Annotated in this window: 15 protein-coding genes and 1 riboswitch; of the genes, 6 read left to right on the top strand and 9 right to left on the bottom strand. The window is 53.0% G+C overall.

From position 1 onward, the window contains the following. The first annotated feature begins 232 nt into the window (after positions 1-232). A complete protein-coding gene (locus V1572_RS17795) occupies positions 233-1,474 on the top strand; it encodes an MFS transporter (RefSeq protein WP_045908650.1) in 1,242 nt (413 codons plus the stop codon). A gap of 15 nt (positions 1,475-1,489) precedes the next feature. Continuing rightward, entirely contained in the window at positions 1,490-2,923 is a 1,434-nt protein-coding gene (locus tag V1572_RS17790; RefSeq protein ID WP_395299433.1) for a glycoside hydrolase family 32 protein, read from the top strand. 84 nt (positions 2,924-3,007) lie between these two features. Here the strand turns inward: V1572_RS17790 and V1572_RS17785 are convergent, their stop codons facing one another. The 5 genes from V1572_RS17785 to V1572_RS17765 form a co-directional block, all read right to left on the bottom strand. Beyond that, positions 3,008-3,469 (bottom strand): hypothetical protein, encoded by a 462-nt coding sequence (locus V1572_RS17785; RefSeq protein ID WP_196346890.1) that lies wholly within the window; start codon positions 3,467-3,469, stop codon positions 3,008-3,010. Between the two features lie 213 nt (positions 3,470-3,682). Then, positions 3,683-4,690 carry a YadA C-terminal domain-containing protein gene (locus tag V1572_RS17780; RefSeq protein ID WP_395299432.1) on the bottom strand — a complete coding sequence of 336 codons (1,008 nt, stop codon included), beginning with the start codon at positions 4,688-4,690 and terminating at the stop codon, positions 3,683-3,685. 589 nt (positions 4,691-5,279) lie between these two features. After that, complete coding sequence (locus V1572_RS17775; RefSeq protein ID WP_045908646.1) at positions 5,280-5,765, bottom strand: type VI secretion system tube protein TssD; 486 nt, start codon at positions 5,763-5,765, stop codon at positions 5,280-5,282. A gap of 18 nt (positions 5,766-5,783) precedes the next feature. Beyond that, positions 5,784-6,110 (bottom strand): DUF1493 family protein, encoded by a 327-nt coding sequence (locus V1572_RS17770; protein ID WP_025913229.1) that lies wholly within the window; start codon positions 6,108-6,110, stop codon positions 5,784-5,786. Continuing rightward, entirely contained in the window at positions 6,104-6,553 is a 450-nt protein-coding gene (locus V1572_RS17765; protein ID WP_395299431.1) for an STM2901 family protein, read from the bottom strand. The genes V1572_RS17770 and V1572_RS17765 overlap by 7 nt, the downstream gene beginning before the upstream one ends. 418 nt (positions 6,554-6,971) lie before the next feature. Beyond that, a riboswitch (TPP riboswitch) is annotated at positions 6,972-7,068 on the top strand. Between the two features lie 35 nt (positions 7,069-7,103). Here V1572_RS17765 and thiM point away from each other — a divergent pair. From thiM to V1572_RS17750, 3 genes are read left to right on the top strand one after another with little or no spacing between them, the layout of a single operon-like run. Further along, positions 7,104-7,874 (top strand): hydroxyethylthiazole kinase, encoded by a 771-nt coding sequence (thiM, locus tag V1572_RS17760; RefSeq protein WP_069720626.1) that lies wholly within the window; start codon positions 7,104-7,106, stop codon positions 7,872-7,874. Beyond that, on the top strand, positions 7,871-8,671 hold the full coding sequence (gene thiD / locus V1572_RS17755; RefSeq protein ID WP_048028285.1) for a bifunctional hydroxymethylpyrimidine kinase/phosphomethylpyrimidine kinase: 801 nt from the start codon (positions 7,871-7,873) through the stop codon (positions 8,669-8,671). Before thiM ends, thiD begins: the two co-directional genes overlap by 4 nt. Positions 8,672-8,713: 42 nt before the next feature. After that, entirely contained in the window at positions 8,714-9,460 is a 747-nt protein-coding gene (locus V1572_RS17750) for a GntR family transcriptional regulator (protein WP_045908643.1), read from the top strand. Here the strand turns inward: V1572_RS17750 and V1572_RS17745 are convergent. From V1572_RS17745 to V1572_RS17735, 3 genes are read right to left on the bottom strand one after another with little or no spacing between them, the layout of a single operon-like run. After that, a complete protein-coding gene (locus tag V1572_RS17745) occupies positions 9,434-10,387 on the bottom strand; it encodes a PfkB family carbohydrate kinase (RefSeq protein WP_395299430.1) in 954 nt (317 codons plus the stop codon). The two genes, V1572_RS17750 and V1572_RS17745, sit on opposite strands and share 27 nt — an antisense overlap. Then, entirely contained in the window at positions 10,384-11,388 is a 1,005-nt protein-coding gene (locus tag V1572_RS17740; RefSeq protein ID WP_395299429.1) for an ADP-ribosylglycohydrolase family protein, read from the bottom strand. Before V1572_RS17740 ends, V1572_RS17745 begins: the two co-directional genes overlap by 4 nt. Further along, the gene (locus tag V1572_RS17735) at positions 11,385-12,662 is read right to left on the bottom strand and encodes a nucleoside permease (RefSeq protein WP_045908640.1); all 1,278 of its coding nucleotides are present in this window, start codon (positions 12,660-12,662) and stop codon (positions 11,385-11,387) included. The genes V1572_RS17740 and V1572_RS17735 overlap by 4 nt, the downstream gene beginning before the upstream one ends. A gap of 250 nt (positions 12,663-12,912) precedes the next feature. Between V1572_RS17735 and fbaB the strand changes: the two genes are divergently transcribed. Then, positions 12,913-13,965, top strand: coding sequence for a class I fructose-bisphosphate aldolase (gene fbaB / locus V1572_RS17730; RefSeq protein ID WP_008500869.1), 1,053 nt, complete (start codon positions 12,913-12,915; stop codon positions 13,963-13,965). 53 nt (positions 13,966-14,018) lie between these two features. Here the strand turns inward: fbaB and yegS are convergent, their stop codons facing one another. Beyond that, positions 14,019-14,918, bottom strand: coding sequence for a lipid kinase YegS (gene yegS / locus V1572_RS17725; RefSeq protein ID WP_045908639.1), 900 nt, complete (start codon positions 14,916-14,918; stop codon positions 14,019-14,021). Positions 14,919-14,921 lie beyond the last annotated feature (3 nt).

Here is a 14,921-nt window from a genome sequence, read left to right as displayed (position 1 = left end):
ACTCCGTTAATGCTCTTTGTGAAAGGGTATACAACTAAGTCGCTGATGTAAAAGGAAGGCTGATGCACAGGCCAGGTCAGGCTTACCTCAGTGGTGAATATTTGATCGCGATCTCACTCTCTTAATGTTAACGTTAACTTTCGTGATTAACATCTTAAATTTTTACCAAACAGCATGAGAAAGAATAAATGTTAACGTTACCATTGCGTCATTACTCCAACATGAGAATGTCATGATGAAAACGCATCACTCTCACAGCTACCCTTTATTAAGCGCACTACTCTTTTTCTTTTTTGTCACATGGTCATCTTCCGGCTCGTTGCTCTCTATCTGGCTCCATCAGGAGGTGGGGTTAAAGGCAGGGGATACGGGCGTCATCTATGCCGTGCTGTCCGTCTCCGCGCTGTGCGCGCAAATCTGCTACGGCTTCATTCAGGACAAGCTCGGCCTGCGAAAAAACCTGCTCTGGTTTCTGACCAGCCTGCTCATTCTTTCCGGTCCGGCCTTCCTGCTGTTTGGTTATCTGCTGCAAATTAACGTGTTACTCGGCAGTATTTTCGGCGGGGTTTATATCGGGCTGACGTTTAACGGTGGAATAGGGGTCCTGGAGTCCTATACCGAGCGCGTGGCCCGCCAGAGCCAGTTTGAGTTTGGCAGGGCGAGGATGTGGGGATCGCTGGGCTGGGCGGTGGCAACTTTTTTTGCAGGACTCCTGTTCAACATTAATCCGAAGCTGAACTTCGCGGTAGCGAGCTGCGCCGGGCTGGTGTTTTTTGTGTTGCTGGCACGCCTCCGGGTCTCTTCCGCGCCGCACGCCATGCAGGAGGCGGTATCCGGCGGTAAGGTCACGCTGGAGGATGCATTGCGCCTGCTGACGCTGCCGCGCTTCTGGGCGCTGGTATTTTTTGTTATCGGCACCTGTATTTATGGCGTCTATGACCAGCAGTTCCCGGTCTATTTCTCCTCACAGTTCCCGACGCTGCAGGAAGGAAACGCCATGTATGGCTATCTCAACTCCTTCCAGGTTTTCCTGGAGGCGGCGGGCATGTTTTGCGCCCCGTGGCTGGTGAATCGCCTCGGGGCGAAAAACGGCCTGATTTTCGCCGGAATGGTGATGGCGATGCGTATGGTGGCATCGGGTCTGGTTGAGGGTCCGGTATTGATCTCCATTACCAAGCTATTGCACGCGGTTGAGCTTCCCGTTTTGCTGGTCTCTATCTTCAAATACAACAGCCTGCATTTTGATAAGCGACTCTCTTCCACCCTCTATCTGGTGGGCTTTGCCTGTACAAGCTCGGTGATTGCCTCGGTGCTGTCGCCGCTGGCAGGTTACAGCTATGAGAAATACGGCTTTGCCCAGTCCTATCTCATCATGGGGCTACTGGTCTTCAGCACCACGTTTATCTCCATCTTCCTGTTGCGCTCGGGTAAGTCCTCTTCTGACCCGCTCATGCCGCAACCTTCCACCATCTGATCAAAGAGTAGAGAAATGACGTATTCCATTACGAAAGCAGAACAGGAAATTCAGTCCAGACGCGAAGGGCTCAACCTGCGCTGGTATCCCCGTTACCACCTCGCTGCGCGTGCTGGCTGGATGAACGACCCGAATGGCCTGGTCTGGTTTGACGGCTGGTATCACGCCTTTTATCAGCACCATCCGTATTCGACCCAATGGGGTCCGATGCACTGGGGCCATGCGCGCAGCAAAGATTTAGTTCACTGGGAGCACCTCCCGGTTGCGCTGGCACCGGAAGGACCAGACGACAAGGACGGCTGTTTTTCCGGCTCAGCGGTGGTGGATGGCGACACGCTGGCGCTGATCTACACCGGCCACAAGTTCCACGGCGATCCCGGCGATGAGGCTAATCTCTACCAGGTTCAGTGCCTGGCAACCAGTCGTGACGGCATCCACTTTGTACGGCACGGGACCGTCATTGACACACCACCTGGACTGCATCACTTCCGCGATCCGAAAGTATGGCGTGAAGGGGAGTGGTGGTACATGGTCGTTGGCGCGCGGGAGGGTGATACGGGCCAGGTGCGTGCGTACCGGTCTGCCGATTTGCGCGAGTGGCAGGACAGGGGCGTGCTCGCGGTGGCTGAAAAAGAGATGGGTTATATGTGGGAATGCCCGGACTTCTTCACTCTCGGTGGGAAACGCGTGCTGATGTTTTCGCCTCAGGGACTCACCGCAGACGGATTTAAACATCGCAATCTTTTCCAGAGCGGCTATCTGGTAGGTGAATGGCAGCCCGGTCAGCCCTTTGTGCGTGAAGGTGAATTTGTGGAGATGGATTACGGGCATGATTTCTATGCGCCGCAAAGTTTCCTGACGCCGGATGGCCGACGCATCGTCATCGGCTGGCTGGACATGTGGGAATCACCTCTGCCGGAACAGGAGGATGGCTGGGCGGGTATGCTTTCTTTACCGCGCGAGCTGACGCTGAGTGCGGATAACCATCTGCAAATGCGGCCGGCCAGAGAAGTTGAAACCCTGCGCGGGGCGTGGTTCCCCTGGCCGATAAGTACGCTTAATAACCAGCAGATGACGCTGGTGGAACACTGCGATGCGATGGAGGTCATTCTGCAATGGGATTGCGCGAACAGCAGCGCGGAGCAATATGGCATTCGTCTCGGCGACGGACTACGCCTCTATGTTGATGCGCAGATGCAGCGCCTGGTGCTGGAGCGACACTATCCACAGTATGGCCTGTGCGGGACCCGAAGCGTTGCGCTTAACCTGAACGACGCGCTCAGCCTGCGCCTGTTCTTTGATAGCTCGTCTGTGGAAGTGTTTGTTAACGACGGTGAGGCGTGCCTCAGCAGCCGTATCTATCCTGATGCAGGCTGCCGCGAGCTGGCGTTATTTGCCTGGACGGGAGGAGCGTCGCTTATTCATGGCGGGGCGTGGCAGTTAGAGTAAATGTGTATTTAGTCACGAGCTAAAATAAAGCCCCATACAAATGGGGCTATGTAAATCTTATGAGATGGGAGCGTAATGCTAAGATCACATTTTTGATAATTGTGCGTTTACAACTCTCTCTTTTTCGACAACCAGCTGCATAATATAGCCACCCTTGTGCCATGAACCCTTATTTGGCTTCCAGCCTTTCGAAAGCAGATATTCAGCAGCTTCAGAGATTGGCTTATTCATAACGTGATCCGCTTCACCTGAGAACTTTTTTAAATCACCGCTTACTTTGGCCGGCTTGCTATCACAACGACCCGCAGCTTCCATTACCTGAGTGCAGCCTTCAGGAAGATGCCTGTGCGCTGACTGTGCAAGTTGAGCAGCATTCTCTAAAGCCTGTTTTTCAGCAGCAGCGTTAATGGCTGTAGTGCGGTTTTGCTCTGCAATATAACAAGCATCTTTACTCACTCCTTTGCTTTGACAATCAGCCATCCGTTGAGCGGGTGAGGAACACGCAGCAAGAGATAATATAGCCGCTACCATCATTAACTTTTTCATTATTGCCTCAGTAATTACAATTATAAATATACGTGCCTAACATCAAGCCGATCCATATCCCTAATAAAATAAAAGTGAGATACAAAACAGCGGAGATAAAAATGTACTTTGTCATTTTCTTTGCGAGCAGCAATGTATTGAGTTATAGCCAGCTGATTAAAACGCATGGGCGAGTTTTTTAGCTTACTGGCATTTTATTTTAATACTCTAGCATCACCATCCGTAAGATGCGGACGCCGCAACAATTTCATCACCGTTGGATGTACCTGATGTAGAGAGGGTAGCGGCTACATTCTCAGCGAACTTATGACGGTAGCCGATCGCATAACCTTGCGCATCTTTGAAGTTGGCAGCACCGACGGCAACCGCGTTATCTGTATCAACGTAATGCAAACCAGCAAGAGAAGCAGCGCCAGCGATACCAGCACGATATTCCTTGCGATCCTCATTCTGCTGATTCTCCAGAGAAGAGAACTTAGCGTTATTTTGACTTTCTAACGCAGTAATACGTGATTCATGATTCGCTAATTGTGCGCTGTGATTCTGAATCGTCGCTTCCTGCGTTTGCTGGCGTGACTGAACGTTAGCAATAGCAGCTTTATTCGCTGCGGCTACCGTTTGTGCATCTACAGCTAAAGATTGCGCATAAGTGCCCGTATTAAATGCCTGAGTCGCTTTGTCAGAGGCATCCTGAAGGGCTTGATCTTGTCTATTCTGATCGGCGTTGAAAATGCTTTTATCTACCTTACTTGCCAGCGCTTGTGTATTAGCATCTGCTTTGTTGGTCGCATTAATGGCGGTGATTTCGGCATGATCAGCAGCGGCTTTAGCGCCAGTAGCATCAGTAAGCGCTGTATCAGCTTTTGCACCAGCAAGCACAGCATCAGATTCAGCTTTATCTACTCTCGTGTTTGTATCAATGATTGCTTGTCCGTTAGTCATAACGCCTTGTAAAGCTGCGTCAGCTTTATCAGTTGCGCTTTTAATCGCATCATCACGCAATAAATTTTCATCTCGCATGTTGATAATATCAGTGCGATTTGTACCAATATCAACACGATTTGCCTCTTCACGATCTGCATTTTGTTGATTGATTTGGGTTTGAGTCCAGCCCAAAGAATCTACAACATCATCAGTGCTGATCGTTGCCGCGAATGTTGTACCAGAAAACACAATACCAAATACAAAAACAGCGGTAGCTGATGTATTTAAACATTTCATATTAAAGCTCTCATCATCGATACAAGAAAAAAATTAGGGCGCTATCCTGGCGGGAAGATATAACGTCTTGTTATATCTGTATTAATTCACGATTAACGTTGAAAATTTTGGTTTGATAACTTATTTCGTAACGTGCAGCAACTATCTATGAATGTGTAATTATGATTATTGATCTAAATCATAAATCGCATTAATAGCTAATTTAGTTCGTTGTAATAGAAAAGGTATTACCTGTTAAATATCAATGATATAAGTTTTTAGTTGGTTTGATTTTATGATGTGTATGAAATAAAAATGCATTAATATTTTTTAAGTTTCTTGGCGAGGAAAGATGAAAAATAGGCGGAATAGTTAATGTCAGTTAATGGATCTCTCTCTCTGTTTTATTATTGAATCCTTCTTTAGTTTTGAATGAAAGCAATGTTGAGCCTAACAGTAATCCTGCAGTTTTTTGCTAAAAATATTGTTGTTGAAAACTCAAGCGAAATGTATCTGGATATAAATTTATATGACTTAGTAACAGAATTGTTATACAAAATGGAGAGTCTGAAGGAGGGGCAGGGTAGCCCCATGTTTAAAGCTTTTTTTGCTATGCTTGTTTCTTTTCGTTCCACGCATCGGAGTGCAAGATATTGCCATCTTTATAAAGGTGAGTGATTTTCTCGTAGGCTAAAGAAATATCTTCCATATGGCCTGTACCCGTAGCCGTTCGGGTATCGTGCATCACAGGGCTAAAGCTAACTACTTTCACACGTTCTAATGTAATGGTGTAGTAAATTTCCTCTTGCCCGCTGTAGTTGATACGATAGAAATTAAACTCAGCGCTTTTAAGAGTCTGCCCCGTTGCAACAGCTTTAAACAGATAGGGTGATGAACTGTCAATCTCTTTAGTGAAGTTGAATGAGCAATGTTGTCGGCTTCCTGTCACTTTACCTGTTAAATTGTCTGTAGGAATGATCACGCTATGCTGTAAGCTACGTAGTTCTATGCTTCCATCACGTCCATGAACGTCACAAGATCCCATGATCTGAGATCCACCATCATCTTTTAAAATCAAATGTACTGGTACAGCCATTTTTAACGCTCCTTGCTGTTAGTCGTATAACCATCTTCCTGCTTTAGCCGATTCTGCAAACATCCTTACAGTAAGAGGTTTTGAGATTTGCTTTACTGGTTTATCAGTAAACCATCTTCTAAAGAACCACGTTCTAAACCACGGATAATATTTCTGATAATTCATTGCTGACATGTCAATATTAAAAAAACTGTCGTATTTATTAATGCAATAAATTAAATCATCATCGTCTGCATAATCTTGAAGAATATCATCAAGCTCTAACGGTATCAGCTTTCCTGTGAATGTACCTGACACAGGTAACTCTTTACGGAATAGCTCTAAAACTTCCTGATCTGTTACCATATGCGATCTTTCTCGTGTGCGATTGTGTTGTAGTCACGAACGGTTTTATAAACGATTTGACTAATATCGCTCGCTACTATAGCCCAACCAACAACAGGTAATCCACGCCCTACAAAAGCGCCCAGGTTAGTAACATATTTAGGCCTAAGTGTTGTTATGCTCGCTTCTGTAAGGGTTGGAAGTCTTACAGGTAATTCAGTGTTAAGAAGTTGGCGAAGGTATTTTGATGCTATTGACGTACCCGCTGTGGTTCCGTAAGGTTTACCTCTTGTTTTTAATAATGGCAGACCCAGAATAATACAGCTCATTAATATAACATCTTTAATTCCGCCAAATTGATCGTTAACTCTATCCAGTAAAATCCAAAAAAATAACTCTCCTGCAGTGATATTGCATACGCCACGATAGAAATATGTTCCATTTAATTCTTCTACTGTATCCATCAGTAACCCTTTAGTTTCAGGTAACATGTTGATTAATCGTACTGCGTGCAAGTACAAAGGGGAAGCTGTTTTTATGAAAAAGAACTTAAAATCAAAGTGCTGTTGGCTAAATGATAAAAGTTATGTGTGCAGGCTATACATTGAGACAGTCGCATACCAGTGAGTTATATAAGGGAAAGAGAAGGAAATTCATTAGCTACTGCTCAATACCATCTCTTACAATGTTAATTATTTTCTTATCTGTGAAGGACCTTTTAGTTGTTTAACTAAAAAGACAGTGAGTAATAGAATGTCGTTGTTCTTTCTGAGCACTCGAAGTCTTTCGCTCCTGCCTTGCGTGAAGAATCATTATCCGAAAGAGTGGGCTTGCTTGAGCCAGCAACTTCCCCTAATCTGGCAAAAAGTAAGCTAATGCTTACCAAATGACTCGGGGTGCCCTTCTTTGTGAAGGCTGAGAAATACCCGTATTACCTGATCTGGATAATGCCAGCGTAGGGAAGTCAGATGCCTTCCCGGTCATCGCTTCTTCACGCAAGGCAGGAGCGAACCCATGCAGCCTGACCTGCTCGATTTACACGTTTTACATCACTTCCGCACCCGTTCTCCGCTGACCCATTGTATGACCAATGACGTCGTACAGACCTTTACGGCCAACGTTTTGCTGGCGCTTGGCGCATCCCCGGCGATGGTGATCGAGGCCGAAGAGGCCGAGCAGTTTGCCGCGATAGCCGATGCGCTGCTGGTTAACGTTGGCACGCTGACCGCGCCGCGCGCCCAGTCGATGCGTCGGGCAATTGAAAGCGCGGTGGCGGCAGGCAAGCCCTGGACGCTGGACCCGGTTGCCGTGGGCGCCCTGGCGTTCCGCACCCGCTTTTGCCATCAAATTCTTGCCCTGAAACCGGCGGCCATTCGCGGCAATGCCTCCGAAATCCTTGCTCTTGCCGGGATGAGCGCCGGCGGGCGCGGCGTCGATACGACCGATACCGCCGCCAGCGCGGTGCCTGCTGCCCAGGCGCTGGCCCGGCAGATCAATACGATTGTGGTGGTCACCGGCGAGGTGGACTACATCACGGACGGGCAACGTACCCGAACGGTTACCGGCGGTGACCCGCTGATGACGCGCGTGGTGGGCACCGGGTGCGCGCTTTCTGCCGTTGTGGCGGCGAGCTGCTCGCTGCCGGGTGACCGGCTGGATAACATCGCTGCCGCCTGCGGATGGATGAAACGAGCCGGAACGGTCGCCGTTGCGCAGTCGCGTGGCCCAGGCAGTTTTGCCAGCGCGTTTCTGGATGCGCTCTACACGCTGGAGGAGCAGGCATGAAGCGAATTAACGCCCTGACCATTGCCGGCACCGATCCCAGCGGCGGCGCGGGTATCCAGGCAGACCTGAAAACCTTCTCGGCCCTTGGCGCGTACGGCTGCTCGGTCATTACCGCGCTGGTGGCGCAAAACACGCGCGGCGTACAGTCGGTCTACCGTATCGAGCCGGATTTTGTTGCCGCGCAGCTGGATTCTGTGTTCAGCGACGTGCGCATCGATACCACCAAAATCGGCATGCTGGCCGAAACGGATATCGTTGAAGCGGTGGCCGAGCGGCTTAAACGCTATCAGGTGCAAAACGTGGTGCTGGATACGGTGATGCTGGCGAAAAGCGGCGATCCGCTGCTCTCCGCCTCTGCCGTGGAAACGCTGCGCAAAAAGCTGCTGCCACAGGTGGCGCTCATCACGCCCAATCTGCCGGAAGCCGCCGCGCTGTTGGGCACATCGCACGCGCAAACGGAACGCGAGATGAAAGCGCAGGGCAACGCGCTGCTGGCGATGGGCTGCGGGGCGGTGCTGATGAAGGGTGGGCATCTGGATGACGCGGAAAGCCCGGACTGGCTCTTCACCCGCGACGGCGAAGTGCGCTTTACCGCGCCACGCGTGCAGACCAAAAATACCCACGGCACGGGCTGTACGCTCTCGGCCGCGCTGGCGGCGCTGCGTCCCCGGCATGAAGGCTGGGCCGAAACGGTGCGCGAAGCGAAAGCCTGGCTCTCGGCGGCGCTGGCAAAAGCCGATACTCTGGAAGTCGGTCACGGTATTGGGCCGGTTCATCATTTTCATGCATGGTGGTAAGCCAGTATACTGGCAGGAAACACCACGCCTGAGAAAACAGAGATGGAACAAGCGCATACCCGGTTAATCGCTCAACTGAATGAACGGATCGCCGCGCCCGATAACACGCCGCTGTACCTGAAGTTTGCCGAAACGGTAAAAAATGCGGTGCGCAGCGGGGTGCTGGAGCACGGGAATATTTTGCCTGGTGAGCGCGATCTGAGCCAGTTGACCGGGGTGTCGCGCATCACCGTGCGTAAAGCGATGCAGGCGCTGGAGGAAGAGGGGGTGGTGACGCGCGCCCGTGGCTACGGGACGCAAATCAACAATATCTTCGAATATTCGCTGAAAGAGGCGCGCGGCTTCTCACAGCAGGTGGTGCTGCGCGGCCAAACGCCAAATACGCTCTGGGTTAACAAGCGGGTGGTGAAATGCCCGGAAGAGGTGGCGAACCACCTGTCGATCTCCCCGGACAGCGAGGTCTTTTTGCTCAAGCGCATTCGCTATGTGGATGACGATGCGGTGTCGATTGAAGAGTCCTGGGTCCCGGTCGGGTTAATTCCCGACCCGGATGCGATTGGTATTTCTCTCTACGACTACTTCCGCAGCCAGAATATCTTCCCGCAGCGCACCCGCTCAAGGGTGAGCGCCCGCATGCCGGACAGCGAGTTTCAGGCGCACATTAAGATGGATGAAAAAATACCGGTGCTGGTGATCAAGCAGGTCGCGCTTGACCAGCAGCACCGGCCGATTGAGTACAGCATCAGCTACTGTCGCAGCGACCTATACGTCTTTGTGTGCGAGGAGTAATTCCTTGCGCGTCGGGGCGCAATCGCCGCCGCGGTGGCTGACAACCCATGACGCCACGGCATTCCCCAGCAAAACGGCATCTGCCAGTGACCATCCCGCAGCCAGCCCGGCAAGCGTGCCGCCCGCGTGGCTGTCGCCTGCACCAATGGTATCCACAACCGTAGCCGGAAACGCCGGAACAACGCCTGAGGCGTCACCGTCATACCACGTAGCACCATCTTTATCATGGCGCACAATCAGCGCGGCGCCAAAGCGCTGCTGCCACACTTCACCCAGGTTTTCAGCCTCTACGCCCAGTCTTTCAGCCGCGAGTTCCGCTTCCTGACGATTGAGCGACACGATTGGCCTGCAGGCCATGATTCTCTCCATCAGCGCATCAGGAACATCCGCGATGCGTGGGCCGAAATCGATGAAGGCCGTCACGTCCTGTAATCCCTCCAGCCAGCCTGTCAGCAGTTCACCGCACGGTGAGGCCAACTGATAGCCGGACAAATACACCAGGCTGTTTTGCGGGACGTGAAGCGCATCCAGCCAGCGCTGCTGCCATTGGTTCTCCACGCCGCTAAAGGACATAAAGGTGCGTTCGCCGTCAGGCTCAACCAGCGCCAGGCACCAGCCGTTATCGCCCGTCTCGGCCTCCACAGCGCTGTGCAGATCCTGCTTCGCCATGGCGTTGCGGATAATATCCGCCCACACGCCGTGCCCGACGGGCAGAGCGTTTTGCGCCGTAATGCCGAGTCGCTTCAGGGCAATGGCGATATTCAGCGCGCAGCCGCCAATATTCACGCCCTGCTGCTTAAGTTCGATATCGCACCCGCGCCAGGGCAGGGCGTAGGCGTCGGCGATGACGTCAATCACCGCTGCGCCCAGCACCGTCACCGGGCGCGTGGCGTGCAGATTTTCGAGACGTTGGGCAAATGCATTCATACGCCCTCCCTTTGCTCCCTGAAGTGCAGCAGTTTCTCGCAATAATGGCCGAAGTTGAGCTGGTTGACGGCATCGAGTTCGGCTTTGAGCGCCGGGTCAATCGCCTGCACACCGTGGAGCGCACCGCAGATGGCCGTCGCCATGGCGCCAATGGTGTCCGTATCACCGCCCAGATTGGCACATAAAATGGCGCAGCGGTTCGGGTCGGTTCCCGCCAGTTCCACCATCGCAATGGCCGCCGGAACGGACTCAATGGTGCTGGTTCCCGCGCCAATCAGCTGATAAACCTGCTCGCTGGCGGAATCAATACCGTGGGCTTCCCGCACGGTCTTAAGCGCCAGCTCAATACGCGCCGCCAGCGACGCGCTGAAAGTGGTGGTTTTCATCTCCTGCGCATAGCGGGCGATCCCCGGCAGGGCATTAACGATGTTCTGCCAGCTTTCGCCGTCGATGGCGCGGGATACCGCCCAGGCAATCACCACCGCGCCGGCAATGGCGAGGTCCGATTTATGGGTCGGGCTGGAGGCTAGCGCCACCTGTTCAACAAAGTGTTCCAGCCGCGTCGCCGGGAGCAGGCAGCCCAGCGGGGAGGCGCGCATCGCCGCCCCGTTCGTCACGCCGTTGTTTTCCAGTTCGCTCACCGGCTTCCCGTCACGAATCGCATTAAGCGCGATTTTTGAGGTCGGGCCGAGCACATTCTTGTTGAACGCGTCGAAATCCAGCGCCCAGTTCAGGATATGCTTGCCGATAACGTCTGCGTTAATCTCCCCGTCGCACTCAATGATCGCATCGGCGAGGCACAGCGCCATTGAGGTATCGTCGGTGAACTCTGCCTGCCCGAAATAGCAGGCCGCGTTATTTTCTGCCGGGCCGGGTAAAAAGCGGTCGATCCAGCCGAAGTGCGCTTTGACGCGCTTTCTCGGCCACAGCTCCGACGGCATGCCCATCGCATCCCCTAACGCCTGCCCGTAAAGGGCACCGAGAACACGTTCTTGTTTCATTTAACTTCCCCTTGTGTCAGCGCGGTATCGCCATCAACCACCTCAATAGCAGTGATCTCTTTGTCCGATTCGCGGAAAAACAGCATAAACAGCACGGCAATCACGGCAATCATGATTGCGCCAAATGCCCACATTCCGGCCCAGTTGAAGGTCAGCCCATTCACCGGCTCTTTATATGCGAACATTTTTTCCATCATCACGCCGCCCAGGCGGTAACCCAGCAGGCTACCAAAGCCCTGGCAGCACAGCGTAATCAGGCCTTGCGCGGCGGTACGCATGTGCACCGGCGCTTTTTTATCCACGTAGATGTACGCGGTAACGTAGTAGAAGTCGTAGCTCACGCCGTGCAGCAGAATGCCGAGGAACAGCAGGGCGTAGGTGAAGTACTGTTCCGCACCGCCGTAAACGAAGAACCCGTAGCGGATGGCGGCCGTGATCAGACCCAGCAGTAAGACCTTCTTAATACCAAAGCGTTTGGTAAAGAACGGCAGCGCCAGCATAAAGAAGATTTCAGAGAACTGGCCGAGCGTCATCCAGCCGGTGGCGTTTTTCATTCCCACTTCGGTGAGATAGCCGTTGGCGAAGATGTAATAGAAGGCCAGCGGCATGGCGAACAGAAACGAGCAGAAGAAGAACACGAGGAAGTTTTTGTCGCGCAGCAGGATCAGCGCGTCCAGCCCCAGCATCACTTTGAAGTCCAGCTTGCCGGTACTTTTCGGCGGCGTGTTCGGCAGGAAGAGGGCAAACACGCCGAGCAGGGCGGAGCTGGCTGCCGTCATCAGCAGAGGAATATTGGTATCGGAAATATCGCTATAGCCCAGCATCTGCGGCAGGAAGCCGCACGCCAGCCCGGAGGCGATCCAGCCGATAGTGCCCATTACGCGGATACGCGGGAAATCGGCCTCGACGTCATCCACGTTCGCGAAGGCAATACTGTTGGTCAGCGCGATGGTGGGCATATAGGTCAGGGAGTAAACCAGCAGCAGCGGGAAGAAGGTGCTGAACTGGGTTTGTTGTGCGGCGAAGTACATCAAAATCGCGCCGGCAAACATCAGCACCGCCAGTACTTTCTGCGCGGCGAAGAAGCGGTCCGTCAGCGATCCGACCAGAATTGGGGAGAGGATTGCGGCAATGGCGGTACAGGCATAAGACCAGCCGATTTCCCCGGCGGTAAAACCGCTTTTGCTCAGCCACAGCCACAGCGGCACAAACCACGCGCCCCAGATAAACCATTCAACAAACATCATGAATGACAGTTGGACTTTCGTTTTCATTTTTTAATCCTGCATGTCAGAGAGGGTACGCCTTTAACATACCATTCTATAATACCTTTTAAATACCTTTGTGGTGATTGTTTGATCAATGTAACAGTTTTGTTGTACACGAATCGAGCCAGCAGATTGTGCTGAAAAAAAATGCAAAAGGTGGAAAATCTGTTAAGTCGGTACCAGGCTTAGTCTGCCCATAAATAATGGGACTGGATAAACACACACCGACACGACGTCGGACTTACGGGAGTATCACATGACTGATATTGCGCAGTTGCTTGGCAAAGACGCCGACAGCCTTTTACAGCATCGTTGTATGACCATTCCAGCCGACCAGCTCTATCTGCCGGGTCATGACTACGTCGACCGCGTGATGGTCGATAACAACCGTCCGCCTGCGGTTCTGCGAAACATGCAGACGCTCTACAACACCGGGCGGCTCGGTGGCACCGGATATCTCTCCATTCTGCCGGTAGACCAGGGCGTTGAGCACTCGGCTGGCGCCTCCTTCGCGGCGAATCCGCTCTATTTCGATCCGAAGAACATTGTTGAGCTGGCGATTGAAGCGGGCTGTAACTGCGTGGCCTCCACCTACGGCGTGCTGGCCTCCGTCTCGCGTCGCTATGCCCACCGCATTCCGTTCCTCGTGAAGCTGAACCACAATGAAACCCTGAGCTATCCCACCGAATATGACCAGACGCTCTACGCCAGCGTCGAGCAGGCGTTCAATATGGGGGCGGTTGCCGTTGGGGCGACGATTTACTTTGGCTCTGAACAGTCCCGTCGTCAGATTGAAGAGATCTCTGCGGCGTTTGAGCGCGCACACGAATTGGGTATGGTCACCGTGCTGTGGGCGTACCTGCGTAACTCGGCATTCAAAAAAGACGGCGTGGATTACCACGTGTCGGCCGATCTTACCGGCCAGGCGAACCATCTGGCGGCGACCATTGGCGCAGACATCGTGAAGCAGAAAATGGCCGAGAATAACGGCGGCTATAAAGCGGTGAACTTTGGTTACACCGATGACCGCGTTTACAGCAAGCTGACCAGCGATAATCCGATCGATCTGGTGCGCTACCAGCTGGCGAACTGCTATATGGGACGTGCAGGGCTGATTAACTCCGGCGGCGCGGCGGGCGGCGATACTGACCTGTCAGACGCGGTACGTACGGCGGTTATTAACAAACGCGCGGGCGGCATGGGGCTGATCCTGGGTCGTAAGGCGTTTAAGAAATCGATGGCCGATGGCGTGAAGCTGATCAATGCGGTGCAGGACGTCTATCTGGACAGCAAAGTCACGATTGCCTGACCTGAGGGCGAAGCGTAGGCCGGGTAAGGCGAAGCCGCCACCCGGCAATACCATCAGCGCAAAAGCACACAGTCCGGCGGCAACCGACACTGCAGCGCGCCGGGCAACACCTCAATGCGGAACTGTGTTCCGCTTAGCGGCTCTCCGTCGAGGTTAAACGTCATCCCGTGCGGGGCATTGACCTCAAACCATGCGGATTTCCCATCAATGATATTCGGACTCTCTTCCGGCTGCGTCAGCGTGGTAAACAGCGCGGGCAGAAGGCCGTCGCCCGTGAAAATCCGCAGCTGTAGCTGACCGTCATTGATCAGCGCCTCCGGGCACAGCTGCTGACCTCCGCCAGCCTGTCGACCATTGCCAATGCCAATGACCAGCGCGTCACCCTGCCACTGAAAATCCTCGCCGCGAATTTCGCAGCGGTCAGGCTTGAGGGTATCCATGCGCATCAGACCGTGGATCAGATACGACACGCCGCCCAGCGCCGCCTTCAGTTTTTCCGGCGTTTCGCTGGTGATGCGCGTGCCGAACCCGCCGGTGGCCATATTGATAAAGCAGGTTTTGTCATTCACCTGCGCAATATCTACCGCGGTGGCTTTACCGAGGATCGCCAGCTGGAGCGCTTTTTCTAACGCCTCCGGGATCCCTGCGCTGGTGGCAAAATCATTGGCGGTGCCGAGCGGTAAAATGCCCATCACCGGGCGGTTTGCCGGGGGCAGGTCGATCAGCGCTGACGCGATCTCATTGATGGTGCCATCGCCGCCGCCGGAAATGATGGTGTTGACGCCAAGCCCGAGGGCTTCATTGATATAGCGTGCCGCGTCGCCTTTTTCCCAGGTTACCCTGACGTGGATGCGCGCGCCGTCGTCACGCAAATCCTGAATTGCCTGACGCAGGAGATCGTTGCCCGCACTTTTGCCATTGAGAATCAATAAACTGTCTGGATAGGTTGCCATCCG

This window comes from Enterobacter quasiroggenkampii (genome assembly GCF_043972695.1).
In the GTDB taxonomy this organism is placed as follows: domain Bacteria; phylum Pseudomonadota; class Gammaproteobacteria; order Enterobacterales; family Enterobacteriaceae; genus Enterobacter; species Enterobacter quasiroggenkampii.
Note: the sequence above shows the minus strand (reverse complement) of the source record. Positions and strands in the feature narration are given on the sequence as shown.

Coding starts and splice junctions, on each gene's coding strand:
- V1572_RS17795 (WP_045908650.1), top strand. CDS start 233: ATGATGAAAACGCATCACTCTCACAGCTACCCTTTATTAAGCGCACTA.
- V1572_RS17790 (WP_395299433.1), top strand. CDS start 1,490: ATGACGTATTCCATTACGAAAGCAGAACAGGAAATTCAGTCCAGACGC.
- V1572_RS17785 (WP_196346890.1), bottom strand. CDS start 3,469: ATGAAAAAGTTAATGATGGTAGCGGCTATATTATCTCTTGCTGCGTGT.
- V1572_RS17780 (WP_395299432.1), bottom strand. CDS start 4,690: ATGAAATGTTTAAATACATCAGCTACCGCTGTTTTTGTATTTGGTATT.
- V1572_RS17775 (WP_045908646.1), bottom strand. CDS start 5,765: ATGGCTGTACCAGTACATTTGATTTTAAAAGATGATGGTGGATCTCAG.
- V1572_RS17770 (WP_025913229.1), bottom strand. CDS start 6,110: ATGGTAACAGATCAGGAAGTTTTAGAGCTATTCCGTAAAGAGTTACCT.
- V1572_RS17765 (WP_395299431.1), bottom strand. CDS start 6,553: ATGGATACAGTAGAAGAATTAAATGGAACATATTTCTATCGTGGCGTA.
- thiM (WP_069720626.1), top strand. CDS start 7,104: ATGCAGCCTGACCTGCTCGATTTACACGTTTTACATCACTTCCGCACC.
- thiD (WP_048028285.1), top strand. CDS start 7,871: ATGAAGCGAATTAACGCCCTGACCATTGCCGGCACCGATCCCAGCGGC.
- V1572_RS17750 (WP_045908643.1), top strand. CDS start 8,714: ATGGAACAAGCGCATACCCGGTTAATCGCTCAACTGAATGAACGGATC.
- V1572_RS17745 (WP_395299430.1), bottom strand. CDS start 10,387: ATGAATGCATTTGCCCAACGTCTCGAAAATCTGCACGCCACGCGCCCG.
- V1572_RS17740 (WP_395299429.1), bottom strand. CDS start 11,388: ATGAAACAAGAACGTGTTCTCGGTGCCCTTTACGGGCAGGCGTTAGGG.
- V1572_RS17735 (WP_045908640.1), bottom strand. CDS start 12,662: ATGAAAACGAAAGTCCAACTGTCATTCATGATGTTTGTTGAATGGTTT.
- fbaB (WP_008500869.1), top strand. CDS start 12,913: ATGACTGATATTGCGCAGTTGCTTGGCAAAGACGCCGACAGCCTTTTA.
- yegS (WP_045908639.1), bottom strand. CDS start 14,918: ATGGCAACCTATCCAGACAGTTTATTGATTCTCAATGGCAAAAGTGCG.